13 protein-coding genes and 1 pseudogene are annotated in these 18,296 nt (G+C 71.7%); 4 read left to right on the forward strand and 10 right to left on the reverse strand.

The genetic code is table 11. The annotated features are described in order from the left end of the window. Positions 1-42: 42 nt before the first annotated feature. On the reverse strand, positions 43-2,031 hold the full coding sequence (locus HDC93_RS28430; RefSeq protein WP_185013708.1) for an IucA/IucC family protein: 1,989 nt from the start codon (positions 2,029-2,031) through the stop codon (positions 43-45). A 261-nt stretch (positions 2,032-2,292) separates the two neighbouring features. Further along, positions 2,293-3,873, reverse strand: coding sequence for an aminotransferase class III-fold pyridoxal phosphate-dependent enzyme (locus HDC93_RS28435; protein ID WP_185013709.1), 1,581 nt, complete (start codon positions 3,871-3,873; stop codon positions 2,293-2,295). A 223-nt stretch (positions 3,874-4,096) separates the two neighbouring features. Between HDC93_RS28435 and HDC93_RS28440 the strand changes: the two genes are divergently transcribed. Both HDC93_RS28440 and HDC93_RS28445 read left to right on the forward strand, forming a co-directional pair. Then, a complete protein-coding gene (locus tag HDC93_RS28440; RefSeq protein WP_185013710.1) occupies positions 4,097-5,320 on the forward strand; it encodes a serine protease in 1,224 nt (407 codons plus the stop codon). Positions 5,321-5,596: 276 nt separating this feature from the next. After that, a pseudogene (locus HDC93_RS28445) lies at positions 5,597-6,467 on the forward strand (hypothetical protein). A gap of 99 nt (positions 6,468-6,566) precedes the next feature. Here HDC93_RS28445 and hflX read toward each other — a convergent pair. The 6 genes from hflX to miaA all read right to left on the reverse strand — a co-directional run bounded on the left by hflX (position 6,567) and on the right by miaA (position 14,998). Beyond that, positions 6,567-8,060: a GTPase HflX gene (gene hflX, locus HDC93_RS28450; RefSeq protein ID WP_185013711.1), complete on the reverse strand. Its 1,494-nt coding sequence runs from the start codon at positions 8,058-8,060 to the stop codon at positions 6,567-6,569. 126 nt (positions 8,061-8,186) lie between these two features. Then, on the reverse strand, positions 8,187-9,803 hold the full coding sequence (locus tag HDC93_RS28455) for a M1 family metallopeptidase (RefSeq protein WP_260419808.1): 1,617 nt from the start codon (positions 9,801-9,803) through the stop codon (positions 8,187-8,189). 259 nt (positions 9,804-10,062) lie between these two features. Then, a complete protein-coding gene (locus HDC93_RS28460; RefSeq protein WP_185013712.1) occupies positions 10,063-12,240 on the reverse strand; it encodes a bifunctional (p)ppGpp synthetase/guanosine-3',5'-bis(diphosphate) 3'-pyrophosphohydrolase in 2,178 nt (725 codons plus the stop codon). Between the two features lie 297 nt (positions 12,241-12,537). Next, positions 12,538-13,410, reverse strand: a complete 873-nt coding sequence (dapF, locus tag HDC93_RS28465; RefSeq protein ID WP_185013713.1) for a diaminopimelate epimerase — start codon at positions 13,408-13,410, stop codon at positions 12,538-12,540. 28 nt (positions 13,411-13,438) lie between these two features. After that, positions 13,439-13,951 (reverse strand): hypothetical protein, encoded by a 513-nt coding sequence (locus HDC93_RS28470; RefSeq protein ID WP_185013760.1) that lies wholly within the window; start codon positions 13,949-13,951, stop codon positions 13,439-13,441. 108 nt (positions 13,952-14,059) lie between these two features. After that, positions 14,060-14,998, reverse strand: a complete 939-nt coding sequence (gene miaA, locus HDC93_RS28475) for a tRNA (adenosine(37)-N6)-dimethylallyltransferase MiaA (RefSeq protein ID WP_185013714.1) — start codon at positions 14,996-14,998, stop codon at positions 14,060-14,062. A gap of 182 nt (positions 14,999-15,180) precedes the next feature. Between miaA and HDC93_RS28480 the strand changes: the two genes are divergently transcribed. Continuing rightward, positions 15,181-15,459, forward strand: a complete 279-nt coding sequence (locus HDC93_RS28480) for a hypothetical protein (protein ID WP_185013715.1) — start codon at positions 15,181-15,183, stop codon at positions 15,457-15,459. Positions 15,460-15,485: 26 nt separating this feature from the next. Further along, positions 15,486-15,821 (forward strand): antitoxin, encoded by a 336-nt coding sequence (locus tag HDC93_RS28485; RefSeq protein WP_185013716.1) that lies wholly within the window; start codon positions 15,486-15,488, stop codon positions 15,819-15,821. A gap of 148 nt (positions 15,822-15,969) precedes the next feature. Here HDC93_RS28485 and HDC93_RS28490 read toward each other — a convergent pair whose 3' ends face one another. Then, complete coding sequence (locus HDC93_RS28490) at positions 15,970-16,683, reverse strand: class III extradiol dioxygenase subunit B-like domain-containing protein (protein WP_185013717.1); 714 nt, start codon at positions 16,681-16,683, stop codon at positions 15,970-15,972. 64 nt (positions 16,684-16,747) lie between these two features. Further along, positions 16,748-18,262: a tRNA (N6-isopentenyl adenosine(37)-C2)-methylthiotransferase MiaB gene (miaB, locus tag HDC93_RS28495; protein WP_185013718.1), complete on the reverse strand. Its 1,515-nt coding sequence runs from the start codon at positions 18,260-18,262 to the stop codon at positions 16,748-16,750. Positions 18,263-18,296 lie beyond the last annotated feature (34 nt).

The following is an 18,296-nucleotide window of genomic DNA, read 5'->3' on the forward strand; positions in this document are numbered from 1 at the left end:
AGGAAGGGGCAGGTCAGCAGTGGTCAGGGACGATCAATGCGTTCAGGAGTGCAGGGGGTTGGCGATGGTGACGTAGACGGACTGGGTGTCGACCGGGCCGACGAGTTCGTCGAGGCCGTGCAGCCGGGTCAGCAGGTTGGCTTTGCAGCGCAGGACGGGTGAGTCGAGCAACCGGGCCGGCAGCGAGGTGCGCAGCGGGGCCGGGCCGGAGGCGACGTCCCCCAGGAAGCGGCGGAAGGCGGCGAGCAGCAGCCGTTCGTCCGCCAGCCCCTGGGCGCCGAATGCGCCGATGAGGCCGAGCACGTTGTTGACCGCCAGGTAGTACACGAGCCGCTCGTCGGTGACCTCGTCACGGACGAACGTGTCGCTCCGTTCTCCGATGCCGGGCAGCCGGGAGTCGAGCTCCGCGCGCCGGGACTTCCGGAAGTAGTAGCCCTGGTTGTCGCGGTAACGACCACCCGTGGGCCAGCCGTCGGGGTCCAGCAGGAGCAGGGTGTTCTGCTGGTGCGCTTCCAGGGCGATGCCGGCTTCGCCGTCCAGCCAGAGGACGGGACGCACCACGTGCGCAAGGTAGCGCAGGAACCACTCGGCGGCGACAGCTCCGCGCGGTCGGCCGGTACGACGGGCGAGGCGGGTGACGACCTCGGCCAGCCGGGACCGCAGGGCCGGGCCGTGCTTCTCCATACGCCCCGGGGCACTGTCCAGCGGGGTCGGGGAGCACGGGCGCGGCGAGAGGAGTCCCGCGACGCAGGAGACGTCGTCGGAGGGGGCGAACGGGTTGTGGCGGATCACCACGTCCAGTCCGGGCACCGGGACGCCGTCGGGAGTGTCCACGGCGAGCCAGGCCGGGTCCCGGACGATGTCGAAGCCCGGGTGCACAGCCCGCCACTGCTGGGCGAGGCCACTGCGGAGCAGGCGGTGGACCTCGACGCCGCGGTGGAGTTCCTTGCGGAGGTTCTCGCGGCGGGAGTTGGTGATGCGCAGCCCCAGCGAAAGCTTGAGCATCGCGGGGGCGTGGGTTCGGTAGACGGTTCGTACGGAGGAGGTGGGGTGCCAGGGAGGGCCGTGGGTGCCTAGGTCACGGAGCAGCCCGGCGTCCAGGAGAGCAGCCATCTCGGCACGGTGACGGATCTCGTGTGCCTGCCAGGGGTGCAGGGGCAGGAGGGCGTACCCGTCAGGCTGCGCCGGTGCGGTCCCGGCGAGGCGGGCGGTGAGCCGGGACGCGGCGACAGGGCGCCCGCGTTCGGTCCACGAGGAATCGGTGGCGAGAACGGAGGAAGCGACAGCCATCCAGTGCAGAGGGAAGGAGCCGTGCGACTCGGGTGAGTACAACAGCGCTTCGGCGTCGGAGAGGCCTTCGCGGCTCTTCGGGCTCGGGTGCAGGGGGTGACCGAGGACGAGTGACTGTTCCGCGGACAGGAAGAGGTCGGGGCCGTCGGCCGGGGCTTCCCGACGGGCGGTGACGAAACCGGCGACCCGGCGGAGGGAGTCGGCAACGCCCGCGACGAGCCCGGCGCCGTCGCCGATGCCGGCGGTGGCGGGGCTGGGGGCGCCCATGGGAAGGGAGCCGTGAGCCGGTCCGATACCGGAGCCGTCTGAGGACGTCTCCCTCGTGAACAGGGCGGCGATCGTGACGGCGTCGGCCGGTGGAGCGTGGTCGGGCGCATGGGCGAGACGAGGGGGGCCGAAGCGGTGCCAGCCCGTCGGGGACCAGTACCGGACCGGCGCGAGGAGAGTCGTGCCGCTGGCGGGAAGGGGGATGCGCAGGACGCCGTCTGCCGGGGCGGGCTGGTCGGTCTCGCGCGCCCAGCAGCGGAGCAGGTTCTCCACTGCGGCGGCCTGGGCGACGGTGTGCGGGTCGGGATGCTCCAGGGGGTCGCTGTCTGGGCCTGCACTCAGCCCCTGGACGGGTTTCACGACCGGCCGCTGGTGAGGGATTCGCGGGTTCGGTGACGTTACCGGCGGCCATGCGCCGACGGAGCCGTGTCCAGGCGTCGGGGTGGGGTCGTCGGGGTGGGGGGTGGCGTTCACGACAGGTACCTCATGGGGTGGTTCCGGATCATGCGGGTGGGGGCGCCGGGCCGAGGAGCTCCACTCGCTCGGTGGTGCCCGAGGGGGCGCGAAGTCGCGCAGGTGGCGGGCGTACGGGCCAGGTCCAGGGCGCCCGGTCGCCCGGCTGCTGGTCGCCTGGTCGCTGGTTGCCTGGTCGCCTGTCGGGCAACGTCTGGCAGGTGAGCCGGCGCACGCGCCCGGGCACGGCGTGGACTCCCACGCCACTGATGCTCACCGCGGTCACGGTGCGGCTGTCGTGCCACGTCCTCGGCATCGGGCCGCTGCCCGGACCGCGTCGGCCAGGCGGTCCAGTACGGCCGCCGCCTGTTCGTCGGTGATGGTCAGAGGAGGGAGCAGTTGCATGACGCTCGCGTGAGGGCCGGCGAGTCCGACGATGAGGCCGCGTCGCAGGCACTCCCTCTGGACCGCGGCAGCCAGTTCGGGGGCGGCGGGGCGCGGCCGGCGGCCGCTGCCGGGCACCACCGATGCCGCCACGCCGCCTTCCGCAGCCCCTGGACTGCCTGTGAAGCCGGGCTCCCCCTCCCCGTCCGGATCCACCAGCTCGACGCCGATCATCAGTCCCCTCCCCCGCACATCCCCTACACACCCGAAATCGGAGGCCAGTTGCCGGAGTTGACTCATCAGGCGCGCTCCCAGGGTCGCCGCTCGGTCGGCGAGAGCGTTCTCGCGGACGTGGGCGAGGGTGGCGGTGCCGGCGGCCATGGCGAGCTGGTTGCCGGGGAAGGCGTCGGCGGGGGTGCCGGGTTCCCGGGTGACGAGGTCGTCGCGGTAGACCACGACGGCCAGCGGCAGGCTGCCGCCGATGGCGTTGGAGAGGACCATCACGTCGGGAGTCACGCCGCTGTGTTCCACGGCCCAGAAGGCGCCGGTCCGGCCCACGCCCGTCTGGATCTCGTCGGCGATCAGCGGGACGGACCGGTGGGCGGTGAGTTGTCGCATGCGCCGCAGCCAGGAGTCCGGTGCTGGGATCACGCCGCCCTCGCCCTGGACCGGCTCGACGAGCATCCCGGCGGGCAGTGGCACCCCGGACCCCGGGTCGTCGAGGAGGGATTCCGTCCAGCGGGCGGCGAGGTCGGCCCCGTGATCGCCTCCGACGCCGAACGGGCAGCGGTAGTCCTGCGGGTAGGGCAGGCGGGCCACCCGCGCGTCATGGGTGTTCGCGGACGGGTCGTCGAGGACTCCGGCGGTACCACCGCGACCGGCTCCGGTGAACGTCAGGAGGCCGCTCCGTCCGGTCGCCGTGCGTGCCAGCGCCCAGGCGGTCTCCACGGCTTCGCTGCCGGCCGGTCCGCAGAACCGCACCCGCGCCCGCGAGGCGAGCCCTGGCGGCAGGGTACGGAACAGCTCGTCGAGGAAGGCGTCCCTGACGGGTGTCGCCAGGTCGAGGGCGTTCAGGGGGGCGCCGGAGTCGAGGACTTTGCGGATGGCCTCCAGGACGACCGGGTGGTTGTGGCCCAGGGCGAGTGTGCCGGCGCCGGAGAGGCAGTCCAGGTAACGGCGGCCGTCCGCGCCCTCGATGGTCAGTCCCCGGGCTCGTACCGGAACGATCGGCAGGGCGCGGGCGTAGGTTCGGGCGGCGGGTTCGCGTGCGCCTTGGCGGCGTGGGGCTCCCTCGGGCGTGGAGCGCGGGGCGGGGGCGGTGTGGTCGACGGCCCCGCCAGGGGCGGATTTCACCTGCGTACACCCCGCAGCGGCCTCCTCCGACGCACGACCCCCATAGGTGGATTCCGCCACGGCTTCCAAGACCTCCCACTGGGCACGGGCAACAGAGGACCCGCATCCAGACAGCAGGCCCCCCATCCGCTACCAACCCCGGATCACTCACGGGGTTACGGGTTGCCTCAAGATCCTTTCCGTGACGGAACTGTTGCGGATCCGTCGGATGGCCCCCACAGCCACCGCATAGTGTGTGGTGCCGTTCCCGGACACCGTGAGGTCGCCCCCAAGTTCCCGCGAGACAGCGGGAATCGGGGGCGAAGCGCCGGTTCGTCCACGTTCGTTCCGTACCAGGGGGAGTCAGATCATGCCATCCACACGACCGTCGTCCCATACCGGCCGAGGAGGGAGGGCGCTCCGCGGGAACTCCCCCGTGCTGGCCGCGGTGGCCCTCGCCTCGGCGCTCGCGCTGACCGCCACCGCCTGCGAGTCGGGCGACGCCACGGCGGACGGTGAGGCCTCCGCGTCGGCCACCGCCTCCGACGACGGCAAGCTCAGGATCCCTGACGACATCAGGGACCGGCTCCGCGAGCACGGGATCGACGTCGACAAGTGGAAGGACGGCGCCTGGAAGAACTGGGACCGGGACGACTGGCTGCGCGAGGCGAACGAGTACATCAACCCGATCATCGAGGGGCTCTGGAACCCGGACCGCATGCGGGACGCCGAGGAGCCCGACCAGAGCGTCGACGACAGCGACCTCGCAGGTGACCAGGGCGTGACCGACCCGACGCCCGAGCCGGTCGAGGCGCAGGCCGTGCCGCCGTCGTACCACGCCAACGCCCCCACGGCGGGGAAGGTGTTCTTCGACTCCCCCGAGGGCTCGGCGGTCTGCTCGGCGACCGTCGTGAAGGACCCGGCGCACCCGGGCAAGTCCAACCTCGTGTGGACGGCGGGCCACTGCGTGCACGCGGGCAAGAAGGGCGGCTGGTACCGCAACATCGCGTTCGTGCCGTCGTACAACGACGACGGCAAGCCGGTGGCCGAACTGGAGAACGCCACGCGCGAGGACGTCGCTCCCTACGGTGTCTGGTGGGGCGACTGGGCGCAGACCTCGGACCAGTGGATCGAGCAGGGCGGTTCGACGGGCGGTGACGGAGCGCCGTACGACTTCGCGGTCATCCATGTGACGCCGGAAAAGGGCAGCGGCGGCAAGTCGCTGGAGGAGATGGTCGGTTCGGCGCTGCCGGTCGACTTCAAGGCGCCCGCGGTGCCGCGGGTGAAGAGCGTCACGGCGATCGGCTACCCGGCCGCGCCGCCCTACGACGGGCAGAAGCTGTTCCGCTGCCAGGACCGGCCCGGGCGGCTGTCGGTCACCGCGACTGATCCGACGATGTACCGCATCGGTTGCACCATGACCGGCGGTTCGAGCGGCGGTGGCTGGGTCGCGACCGGTTCGGACGGCAAGCCGGCGCTGGTGTCCAACACCTCGATCGGCCCGGTGACGTCGGGCTGGCTGGCCGGACCGCGCCTGGGCGCCGTGGCGAAGGGTGTGTATGACTCGGTCAGCAAGAAGTACGCCAACCGCTGACCGGCCGCTGACTCGCGCTGCCGGTGGGGCGGCGCACCCCGGGCGGCTTCCTCACGAGGCCCGGCCCGGGGGCTCTCGGAAACCTTCGCCCCCCCACCCCGGTAGCCCCTCAACTCCACCGGCATAGTGGGGAGTCGCGCGGGAGCACCGGCGCCGCATCATGACATGCACACGCGGCGCCGCGCACCGACGCACCAGCACCAGCACCAGCACCAGCACCAGCACCAGCACCAGCACCAGCACCACATTCGTACGCACAACGGGGGTCATCGCACCATGCGTTCCACACATACGCCCGCATCCAGGCGTGGGCGGCGCACCGTCCTCGCCGCCACCGGGCTCGTCGCCGCCCTGGCGCTCACCGCGACCGCCTGCAACGGCTCCGAGGATTCGGCGAGCGACAAGCCCGACGCCGGCAGTTCCCAGGCCGCCGCGGACGGCGGCAAGGTCAAGATCCCGGCCGATCTCGCGGGCAAGCTCAAGGAGCACGGCATCGACGTCGACCGCTGGAAGGACGGCGGCTGGAAGGACTGGGACAAGGACAAGTGGCTCAGTGACGCCAAGGACTTCGTCAACCCGGTGATCGAGGGCCTCTGGAAGCCGGAACGGATGCAGTCCGCCGACGAGGCCGACAAGACGGTCACGACGAAGGACGCATCGGCCGGCCAGGGGGTCAGCGACCCGGACCCGGCACCCGTCCGGGCACAGGCCGAGAAGACGCCGAACCACCGCAACGCGGCACCGGTCGGCAAGGTCTTCTTCGACTCCCCCGACGGGTCGGCCGTCTGCTCCGGCACGGTCGTCAAGGACGTGAACCACCCGGGCAAGTCCAACCTGGTCTAGCAAGATGGGCGCCTGGGGCTACCCGGCCGCGCCGCCCTAGAACGGCGAGAAGATGTTCAGGTGCGTCGACGTGACCGGCCGGTTCTCGCTCAGCCCGTCCACGCCGACGATGTACCGCATCGGCTGCGACATGACCGGCGGTTCGTCCGGTGGCGGCTGGTTCCGGGTCCTGAACGGCAAGTCGGTGCTGGTCTCCAACACCTCGATCGGCCCGGCCGACAACTCGTGGCTGGCCGGTCCGCAGCTGGGCCGGGACGCCGAGGCGCTCTACCAGAACATGAGCAGGACGTACGGCGGTCAGTGACCCGCACATGCTGAAGGCCCGCCCCGTGCTTCCCTCTGAAAGCGCCGTGCAGGGGGCGGGCCTTCTTGCGTCGCACGGGACGCGGGGCCCCGCTCGGGCTCAGAGCGCAGGCGTCGGAACGTACGGCGTGAGCTCCGCCGCCAGCTCCTCGTGGACCCGCACCTTGAGCAAGGTGCCCTCCGGGGTGTGCTCCTCGGAGATCACCTCGCCCTCGTCGTGGGCACGGGCGACCAGCTTGCCGTGCGTGTACGGCACGAGCGCCTCGATCTCGACCGACGGGCGCGGCAGCTCGTTGTCGATGAGCGCGAGCAGCTCCTCGATGCCCAGGCCGGTGCGGGCCGAGACGGCGATGGACCGCTTCTCGACGCGCAGCAGCCGCTGCAGCGTCAGCGGGTCGGCCGCGTCCGCCTTGTTGATCACAACGATCTCGGGCACGTCGGTGGCGCCGACGTCCCGGACCACCTCGCGCACGGCCGCCAGCTGCTCCTCCGGGAACGGGTGCGAACCGTCGACCACGTGCAGGATCAGGTCGGACTCGCCGACCTCCTCCATCGTGGAGCGGAACGCCTCGACCAGGTGGTGGGGCAGGTGGCGCACGAACCCGACCGTGTCGGCCAGCGTGTACAGCCGCCCGCTCGGGGTCTCGGCCCGGCGCACGGTCGGGTCGAGGGTCGCGAACAGGGCGTTCTCCACCAGCACACCCGCGCCCGTGAGGCGGTTGAGCAGCGAGGACTTGCCGGCGTTGGTGTAGCCCGCGATGGCCACGGACGGCACCTTGTGGCGCTTGCGCTCCTGGCGCTTGATCTCGCGGCCGGTCTTCATCTCCGCGATCTCCCGGCGCATCTTCGCCATCTTCTCGCGAATCCGGCGCCGGTCCGTCTCGATCTTGGTCTCACCGGGACCACGGGTGGCGAGGCCGCCGCCCTTGCCGCCGCCCATCTGCCGGGACAGCGACTGACCCCAGCCGCGCAGTCGCGGCAGCATGTACTGCATCTGCGCGAGAGCGACCTGCGCCTTGCCCTCTCGGGACTTGGCGTGCTGGGCGAAGATGTCCAGGATCAGGGCCGTCCGGTCGATGACCTTGACCTTGACGACGTCCTCGAGGTGGATCAGCTGGCCGGGGCTGAGTTCACCGTCGCAGATGACGGTGTCCGCGCCCGTCTCGACGACGATGTCGCGCAGCTCCTCGGCCTTGCCGGAGCCGATGTAGGTGGCCGCGTCGGGCTTGTCGCGGCGTTGGGTGACTCCGTCGAGCACCAGCGCGCCGGCCGTCTCGGCGAGGGCTGCGAGCTCCGCGAGGGAGTTCTCCGCGTCCTGCACGGTTCCCGAGGTCCAGACGCCGACGAGGACGACCCGCTCCAGGCGGAGCTGGCGGTACTCGACCTCGGTGACGTCCTCGAGTTCGGTGGAGAGGCCCACCACACGGCGCAGGGCCGCGCGGTCGGAGCGGTCGAACTGGTCGCCGTCTCGCTCTCCGTCGATCTCGTGGCTCCAGGCGACGTCCTCTTCCATCAGGGCATCGGCCCGAAAACCCTCGGGGTGGCTGTGCGCGAAGCGCTTGGAGTCCTGGGAAAAGGAAGAAGAGGAGGTCATTGGATCCTTACGTAGGTGGGAAACCGTTCACTGTCTGCAACGCACGGGCGGGCCGGGAGATTCCCGGCGTTCCGTGCCGCGCCGACCTGAAGATGGTCGCACGGCACGGGGCGTCTCGTCACCGTGTTATCGGGCGGACGTCATCGCCTGCCGGGCCTGCTTCTCGGGAGCCTCCGGCTTCCCTGCAGGAGCCTCAGGATTCGCCGCAGGAGCCTCAGGCTTCGCCGCCGGGAGCCTCGGGCTCCCCGCAGGAGCCTCCGGCTTCGCGGCGGGAGCCTTCGACTTCCAGTCCCGGTGCCCCGGCATCGGCGGGGTCTTCTCGCCGTACAGCCAGCCCTGGAAGAAGCCGCCCAGGTCGCGCCCGGCGATCTCGGTGGCGAGCCGGACGAAGTCCTCCGTCGTGGCCGTGTCGTCCTGGTGGCGGCCGACCCAGGCGCGTTCCAGGCGTTCGAAGGCCGGGTGGCCGATCTCCTGGCGCAGGGCGTACAGGACGAGCGCGGCGCCGTCGTAGACGTTGGGCCGGAAGATGCTGGTCTTGCGGCCGGGGTCGGGCGCCTTGGGGGCGGCGGGCGGTCCGCCGGCGGCGCGCCAGCGGTCGGAGGAGGCGTAGGCGGCCTTCATCCGGTCCCGCATCGGCTTGTCGGCCTGCTCCTCGGCGTACAGCGCCTCGTACCAGGTGGCGTGCCCCTCGTTGAGCCACAGGTCGGACCAGGTGCGGGGGCCGACGCTGTTGCCGAACCACTGGTGGGCCAGCTCGTGGACCATGATCGACTCGACGTACCACGGGGGGTAGACGGGATCGGTGAAGAATTCCCGTTCGAAGAGGGAGAGCGTCTGGGTCTCCAGCTCGAAGCCGGTGGAGGCGTCGGCCACGAGCAGGCCGTACGTCTCGAAGGGGTAGCGGCCGACCTTGCTCTCCATCCAGGTGATCTGGCCGGGGGTCTTCTCCAGCCAGGGTTCGAGCGCCTTGCGGTGCTCGGTCGGGACGACGTCCCGTACGGGCAGCCCGTGCGGGCCGGTGCGGTGCAGCACCGTGGAGCGGCCGATGGAGATCTGGGTGAGTTCGGTGGCCATGGGGTGCTGGCTGCGGTAGGTCCAGGTCGTGGACCCGCCGGACTTCTCCACTCCGGCGGGCAGGCCGTTGGCGACGGCCGTGTGACCGTCGGGTGCGGTGACCCGGATGGTGAACATCGCCTTGTCGGAGGGGTGGTCGTTGCACGGGAAGACCAGGTGCGCGGCGTCGGCCTGGTTGGCCATGGCCAGTCCGTCCGCGGTGCGCACCCAGCCGCCCTCGCGGCCCTCGCGGGGCACGGGATCACTGGTGTGCCGCACGGTGATCCGCATCCAGTTTCCGTCCGACACGGAGTCCTCGGGCGTGATCACCAGGTCCTCGCCGGCGGTGCGGAACTCGGCGGGGTCGCCGTCGACCTCGACCGACTCGACGGTGCCGTGCGCGAAGTCCAGGTTGACGCGGTCCAGGTCGGCGGTCGTCCAGGCGTCGATGGTGGTGACGGCCCGCAGCGGTTCGCTGTTGTTGCCCGGATAGGTGAACGAGAGGTCGTACGACGCCACGTCGTAGCCCGGGTTGCCGAGGTACGGGAAGAGCCGGTCGCCGACGCCGAGCGGGACGACGGGGGCGCTCGCTGCCACGAGGCAGACGGAGATCGCCGAGGTGAGCAGGGCGGCGGCGGTGCGGCGCCGCCGGGTGGGGGTGGTGGCCTGTCTGTGGGGGGTCAGGAGCATGCCCCACGGCTATCAGCGCGTGGGTGAGCCGCGGGGACGGCGCGCCTTCGTCCCACCCGAACCGGGGACCGGAGCCTGCGCCGGGTGCCGTCCCGGCGGCGGCGTGAGGCCGCCGGGACCGGGGCCTGCGCCGCCCTAAGGCGTTCCCGCGAGCCCGGCGCGCCAAGGCAGGTCCGTGTGCGAGGCGAGCCCGGCGGCTCGAACGGCGGTGGCGGGGCGAGCCCGGCGCTTGACACCGCCGTGCACAGGCCCTGGCCGGTCAGCCGCCCTGTGGCTGCGGCTGGGCCCGGCTGACGTCGTACACCCCGGCCACATTGCGCATCGCGCGCATCAGGGCGGGCAGCTGGCCGGCGTCCGGGAGATGCACGGTGTAGGTGTGCCGCACCTGCTGCTGGGTCGGGGGCTCGACGGTCGCCGAGACGATCTCGGCGCCCTCGGAGGCCATGGCCTCGGTGAGGTCGGCCAGCAGATGGGGACGGACGAACGATTCGGCGACCAGCGTGACCCGGCACTCGGCGGTCTCCCCCCAGCGCACGCCGACCTCCGCACGCCCCCCGTCCTTCATGCGCGCCACCGCGGCACACTCCACGCGGTGCACGGTGACCGCTCCTCCGCGTACCGCGAAGCCGGTGATCTCGTCGGGCGGTACGGGCGTGCAGCAGCGGGCGAGCCGGACGCTCGCGCCGGGCAGGTCGGCGAGGACATGGCCGGTGCCGGGGCGGTCGGCGGGCTGCTCCGGGGCCGTCTCCGGGTCGGGTACGTCGACGGGCCGCAGGGCGGACCGGTCCCCGGCGATCCGCGCCTCGCTCTGCTGCTGGGACTCGGCCTGCGCCGGATGCGCGGTCAGCCACCGCTGGATGGCGATCCGGGCCGCGGGCGTGTGGGCGTGCTCCAGCCACTCCCGGGAGGGCTCCGACGCCGGGTCCTGGCCCATGAGGAGCTGAACGGTGTCGCCGTCCCGCAGCACGGTGCTCAGCGTCGCCAGGCGGCCGTTCACCCGGGCCCCGATGCAGGCGTGCGCGTCCTCGCCGTACTGCGCGTACGCGGCGTCCACGCAGGTCGCGCCCTCCGGCAGGCCGAGGGTGCCGCCGTCGGGCCGGAACACGGTGATCTCACGGTCCTGGGCGAGGTCCTCGCGCAGGGTCGACCAGAAGTGGTCGGGGTCGGGCGCCGCCTCCTGCCAGTCGAGGAGCCGGGAGAGCCAGCCGGGGCGGGTGGGGTCGACGCGCTCGCCGTCGGCCGGGTCCTCGGGGGCCGGTGCGTACGGGTTTCCGAGGGCGACGACACCGGCCTCGGCGACCTTGTGCATCTGGTGCGTCCGGATCAGGACCTCGACGACCTGACCGTCCTCGCGCGCCACGGCCGTGTGCAGCGACTGGTACAGGTTGAACTTCGGTACAGCGATGAAGTCCTTGAACTCGGAGACCACCGGCTTCATACAGGTGTGCAGTTCACCCAGGACGCCGTAGCAGTCGGCGTCCTCGTTCACCAGCACCAGGACGCGGCCGAAATCGGAGCCGCGCAGCCGGCCGCGTTTGCGGGAGACGCGGTGCACCGAGACGAAGTGGCGGGGCCGGATGAGGACTTCGGCCGTGATGTCCGCCTCGCGCAGCACCCCGCGCACCTCGTCGGCGACCTCGGCGAGCGGGTCGTCCGCGCGGGCCGCGTTGCGGACGATCAACTCTCTGGTGTGCGCGTACTCCTCGGGATGCAGGATCGCGAAGACCAGGTCTTCCAGTTCGGTCTTGAGCGCCTGGACGCCGAGCCGTTCGGCGAGCGGGATGAGTACGTCACGTGTCACCTTGGCGATGCGCTCCTGTTTCTCGGGGCGCATGACGCCGAGGGTGCGCATGTTGTGCAGCCGGTCGGCGAGTTTGATCGACATGACTCGGACGTCGTTGCCGGTGGCGACGAGCATCTTGCGGAAGGTCTCGGACTCGGCGGCGGCGCCGTAGTCGACCTTCTCCAGTTTGGTGACGCCGTCGACGAGGTAGCGGACCTCCTCGCCGAACTGGTCGCGTACCTGGTCGAGCGTCACGTCCGTGTCCTCGACGGTGTCGTGCAGCAGGGACGCGGTCAACGTCGTGGTCTCGGCGCCGAGTTCGGCGAGGATCAGGGTCACCGCGAGCGGGTGCGTGATGTACGGCTCACCGCTCTTGCGCATCTGGCCGCGGTGCGAGGACTCGGCCAGGACGTAGGCGTGGCGCAGGGGTTCTAGGTCCGCGTCGGGGTGGTGGGCGCGGTGGGCCTCGACGACATGGCTGATGGCGTCGGGCAGCCGGCCGCGGGCGGCGGAGCCGAGCAGGGCCGCGCGGCCGAGGCGGCGCAGGTCGACCCGGGGGCGGGCCTTTCTGCGGGGGGCTGTCGGCGTCACCTGTCCTGACACCGCGCCCGGCATCGGGCCTGGGGTCACGGAATTCGTGGCCTCCGCACTCATGGGCACCTCCGGCTGCGTCAACCGGCGGACGGGGTGCCCCAGAGCGGACACGGCTCAGGGAGCGGCTTCGGTCCCCCGTCCGGGCCGGTGCTTGATGCTACCGAGCCCACCACGCCCGACTGACCGCCTCTCGCCGAGCGTGAAACTGATCACCCATTCGAGGGATGAATGTGAGGTTTGCACCCCCCTACGCCACCACTCTTACGACGTGATTCCCGCCAAGTGGCCGGATATCAACGGTGGTTTCGGGTCGGGTGGCCGAAGCCGGGCGGATGTTTCAGGACGACCCGCTGCCGCTCACGCGGACGCGGCGGCTTCCAGCCAGTCCGCGTCGATCTCCCCCTCGGCCACGATCACGGCCGGACCGGTCATCTCGATCTCGCCGTCGGGCCGCTCGGTGATCACCAGGGTGCCGCCCGGGACGTCGACGGTGTAGGTCGCGGGGGCGCCCGTGGCCGTCGGGTCGGCGCCGTCGCGGCGGGCGGCGGCCACGGCGACCGCGCACGCGCCCGTGCCGCACGAGCGGGTCTCGCCGGAGCCGCGCTCGTGCACGCGCAGCGCGACGTGCCCGGGGCCGCGGTCGACCACGAACTCCACGTTCACACCGTCCGGGTACGCGGCGGCCGGGCTGAAGGGCGGCGGGGAGAGCAGATCACCGGCGTGGGAGAGATCGTCCACGAAGGCCACCGCGTGCGGGTTGCCCATGTTGACGTTCCGCGCGGGCCAGCTGCGCTCACCGACACTCACCGTGACGTCGCCCTCGGGGAGCACCGCCCGGCCCATGCCCACGGTCACGTCACCGTCCTTGGCGATGTGCACGGTCTTCACGCCTCCGCGCGTGGCGACCGCGAGGTCTCCCTCGGTCACGTGACCGGAGCGCTGGAGGTAGCGCGCGAACACCCGCACGCCGTTGCCGCACATCTCCGCGACCGAGCCGTCGCCGTTGCGGTAGTCCATGAACCACTCCGCCTCGGCCGCCATGCCCTCGGCCTCCGGGTGGGCGGCGGACCGCACGACATGCAGCAGCCCGTCACCGCCGATGCCGGCGCGGCGGTCGCACAGGGCGGCGACGGCGGCCGGGGGCAGGTCGATGGCGTTCTCGGGGTCCGGGACGATCACGAAGTCGTTCTCGGTGCCGTGCCCCTTGAGGAAGGCGATCCGCGTGCTCATGCCTCGATCGTAACGGGGCACGCATCCACTAACGGAGTCGTGCCACCCGCCACACGGCGAGGACCACCACGACGGCCACGACCAGGGCATACGCGAGGACGACCCGCCAGTCGGCTCTGCGGCCGGAGCCGCGGGCCGGCAGGCCCGGCCAGGTGTAGCCGACGCGGCGGGCGGCCATCATGCCCCAGCCGGCCGCGCAGGAGCAGATCAGCAGGCCCAGCATGGCGATGACGGCGCCGCTGTCGCCGAAGTCGAAGGCGAGCGGGAAGGCGAACATCAGGGAGCCGAGTGCCGCGAGGCTCACGATGGGAGCCAGCTGCCAGATGCGGAGCCGGCGCTGCGGGCGCAGCTCGACCTCGACCTCGTCGGCGAACATCTCGCCGGGCTCGGGGCCGTCGTCCGTCACACCCTGCGTCTCGTCGGGCCCGTCGGAGCTGAGGTGGTCCGCATCCTGCTCAGGTGCGTCCCCGCGCCCCGTCTCATCCCGCTCGGCGGTGAAGTGATCAGTGCTTCGTGCGGTGTCGCGAGGGCCGGCCTCCATCGCCACGCGCCCTCCCAACTAGGACTCAACTCGGTCGATCGAAGCTCGATGATGGCACGCCGCCGAGGGGCCGGATGACGGCCTGGGCGTCCCGATGCCATGACGTGATCAGGCTGTAACCGGTCGTTCGACCAAGGACAGCGCGAGCTGCGGAAGTTCCGTGCGATCGGCCGCCGCCCCACTCAGCCAGTGCACCCGCGGGTCGCGCCTGAACCATGAATCCTGGCGGCGCGCGAAGCGCTTGGTGGCACGCACGGTCTCGGTCCGCGCTTCCTCGAGGGTGCACTCCCCGGCGAGCGCCGCGAGCACCTGCTGGTAGCCGAGCGCGCGCGAGGCCGTACGCCCTTCACGCAACCCCTGCGCCTGGAGTGCGTTCACCTCGTCCACGAGGCCGGCGTCCCACATCCGGTCGACCCGGCGTGCGATGCGCTCGTCGAGCTCGGGGCGGGCCACGTCGACGCCGATCTGGAGAGTGTCGTACACCGAGTCGTGGCCGGGGAGGTTGGCCGTGAAAGGCCTGCCGGTGATCTCGATCACCTCAAGGGCGCGGACGACCCGGCGGCCGTTGCTCGGCAGGATGGCGCGGGCGGCCTCGGGGTCGGCGGCGGCCAGGCGGGCGTGCAGCGCTCCGGAGCCGCGCAGCGTGAGCTCCTCCTCCAGGCGGGCCCGGACCTCGGGGTCGGTCCCGGGGAACTCCAGGTTGTCGACGGCCCCGCGCACATACAGCCCCGAGCCGCCGACCAGGATCGGCCAGCGGCCCTCGGCGAGCAGCGCCTCGATCCGCTCCCGGGCCAGGCGCTGGTACTCGGCGACGGACGCCGTGACGGTCACGTCCCAGATGTCCAGCAGGTGATGGGGGACGCCGTCGCGCTCCTCGGGCGTCAGCTTGGCGGTACCGATGTCCATCCCTCGGTAGAGCTGCATGGAGTCGGCGTTGACGACTTCACCACCGAGACGCTGGGCCAGGAATACGCCCAGATCGGACTTTCCGGCCGCAGTTGGTCCGACGACGGCGATGACGCGGGGGGCGGGGGGTGCACTGCTCACCGCCCCAGTCTCGCAAACCTCGACACCGGGTCTCGAACGAGTTACGTGACGCGACGACCGCGGGGTCGTTGCCCGTTGCGAGGTTCCTGCCGCCGGATCACAGAGGCGGTGGCCCGGGCCGCGCAAATTGCCGCACCGGGCAACGCGGGATTTCGCCCGCACGAGTAACGTATGGAGTGGATATGGGCGTTTTTGCACGACTTCTCCGGCGGTCGAAGGCCACGGCGGAGACGCCTGCGGCCGAGGCTCAGACCGACACGGCGAAGGCCGGGCCCGAGACGGAGGCGGCCGAGGCCGCGGAGACGAAGGGCACCGACGGAGCGAAGGAAGCGGCGGAGACGACTGCCGAGGCCACCACGGAGGCCTCGACGTCCACCGAGTCCGAGGGTGTCGACATCCCCAAGCAGCAATCCACCGAGAAGGCGGCAGACAACGAGGCCGGCGAGGGCGCCCGTACCTGACCGCCCTGCGCGAGGGAAGGTGAGCCATGGGTCTCATGAAGATCGTGAAAGCCAAGCTGGGGCCGGTCAAGGGCAAGGTCTCGGACCTCGCACAGCGGCACGAGGGCAAGATCCACCACGGTCTCGACAAGGCCTCGCAGGCCGTAGACAAGACGACCAAGGGCAAGTACAGCGACAGGATCCAGTCGGGCACGGGCCGGGCCAAGGGCGCCATGGGCCGACTCACGCACCATGGCGACACCTCATCGGACACGGGCGGCACGACGACGTCCGGCACGACGCCGCCCGGCACCGGCCGGACGGCTCCGCCCCGGGACCCGGGCGGCACTCCCCATCCGGAGGCACCACCGCCCACCTCCTGAGCGCACATCGGCACAGCAGGTTCCGTGCACAGCAGGTTCCCTGCGCTCATCGGCACACTCAAGGGCACATCGTCGGACGGCCGCGGAGCACGAGAACTCCCGGCCGTCCGCCGTTTCCCGCGCCCGTGTCCGTGCCTCGCCGCCCGGTCTACGACCAGGCGGCGACGACGTATCCCACGCCGTACGGCGCGTCCTCGTACAGCAGAGAGCCGCCGAGGCCCGCGCCGTCGGCCGCGCCCGCCAGGACCTGCCAGGGGGCCCGGCCGGACACCTTCAGCTCGTGTGCCAGCCCCGTGTCCAGTGTGGTGAGGGCCGCCACGTCCGCCGCGCCGAGCGCGCGTGCGACCTCCGCGTCGAAGGGCGCCGCCCGTTCGTCCAGATACCCCGGGGCCTTGAGCGTCCGGCACGCGCTCGCGTCGCCCATCACCAGCAGGGCGACCCGCTCGTCCCGGGTGGCGATGTCCCTCCCGGTCCGCGCGCACAGCCCGGGCGGGTACGACTCCCCTACGCCGAGGCCCTCGACCGGAGCGTCGGACCACCCGGTCCGCTCCAGCAGCCAGGCCGCGACCGCCAGCGCGTACGGCAACCGCTGTTCCGTGTCCGCGCCCTCGCCCGTTCCCAGCCGTACGTCGAGATCGACGCCGAAGCCCCGCAAGGACCCCGCCGTGCCCTCCGGGTACGCCTCGGGCCCGGCACCGTCCACCGGTCCGACGACCACGAGCCGACTGGGCCGGGCGGCGGCGAGCACCCCCAGTGCGTCCGTGCAGGCGGCCCGCGCGGCGTCCAGTTCCGGGGCGGCGCCGGCGGCGACCTCGGGGACCAGCAGGGGCGGGCAAGGGCAGACAGCGGCGGCGACAAGCATGATCGGCAGGGTAACTCTCAGGAGCGGGAGCCGCTGCCACCGCTCTGGGCGGCGGCAGCCCGGGTCAGTCGCAGCCGCACCCGCTCGCCACGGCGGGCAGGGGCTCGGGGGCACCGATCTTCGGCAGGCCCAGCATCACGCCGACGGGCTTGGCCTTCTCGGCCGCGTTGCGCTTCTCCCAGGCGTCGCCCGCGCGCGTGCGGCGCACGTCCAGCACAGGGCCCTCGGCGAGGAGGTGGTGCGGGGCGGCGTAGGTGATCTCGACCGTGACCACGTCGCCGGGACGGACGTCCTCGTCCGGCTTGGTGAAGTGGACGAGGCGGCTGTCGGGGGCGCGGCCGGAGAGGCGGTGGGTGGTGTCGTCCTTGCGGCCCTCGCCCTCGGCGACCATCAGCTCCAGCGTGCGGCCGACCTGCTTCTTGTTCTCCTCCCAGGAGATCTCCTCCTGAAGGGCTACGAGCCGCTCGTAGCGCTCCTGGACGACCTTCTTGGGGATCTGGCCGTCCATCTCGGCGGCCGGGGTGCCGGGCCGCTTCGAGTACTGGAACGTGAAGGCCTGGGCGAAACGGGCCTCGCGCACCACGTGCAGCGTCTGCTCGAAGTCCTCCTCGGTCTCGCCGGGGAAGCCCACGATGATGTCCGTGCTGATCGCGGCGTGCGGGATGGCGGCGCGGACCTTCTCGATGATGCCGAGGAAGCGCTCCTGGCGGTAGGAGCGGCGCATGGCCTTGAGGACCGGGTCCGAGCCGGACTGGAGCGGCATGTGCAGCTGCGGCATCACGTTCGGCGTCTCGGCCATGGCGGCGATGACGTCGTCGGTGAAGTCCCGCGGGTGCGGCGAGGTGAAGCGGACGCGCTCCAGGCCGTCGATCTTCCCGCAGGCGCGCAGCAGCTTGCTGAAGGCCTCGCGGTCGCCGATGTCGGAGCCGTAGGCGTTGACGTTCTGACCGAGCAGTGTGATCTCGGAGACGCCCTCGGCGACCAGGGCCTCGATCTCGGCGAGGATGTCGCCGGGGCGGCGGTCCTTCTCCTTGCCGCGCAGGGCCGGGACGATGCAGAAGGTGCAGGTGTTGTTGCAGCCGACGGAGATGGAGACCCAGGCCGCGTAAGCGCTCTCACGACGCGTGGGCAGCGTAGAGGGGAACGCCTCCAGCGACTCGGCGATCTCGACCTGCGCCTCCTCCTGCACGCGGGCGCGCTCCAGCAGGACCGGCAGCTTGCCGATGTTGTGCGTGCCGAAGACGACGTCCACCCAGGGCGCCCGCTCCACGATGGTGTCGCGGTCCTTCTGCGCGAGGCAGCCGCCGACCGCGATCTGCATGCCGGGGCGGCTCGCCTTCTTCGGGGCGAGGTGGCCGAGGTTGCCGTACAGCTTGTTGTCGGCGTTCTCCCGCACGGCGCAGGTGTTGAAGACGACGACGTCCGCCCCGTCGGCGCCCTCGGGGGCACGGACGTAGCCCGCGTCCTCCAGCAGTCCGGACAATCGCTCGGAGTCGTGGACGTTCATCTGGCACCCGTAGGTGCGTACCTCGTATGTGCGCGTGCCGCCCACTGACTGGCTCCGGTCGATGCTGCTCATGGGGACAAGGGTAGGCGGTCGGCGAAAGTGGCTC

This window comes from Streptomyces sp. AK010 (assembly GCF_014207295.1).
GTDB lineage: Bacteria > Actinomycetota > Actinomycetes > Streptomycetales > Streptomycetaceae > Streptomyces > Streptomyces massasporeus.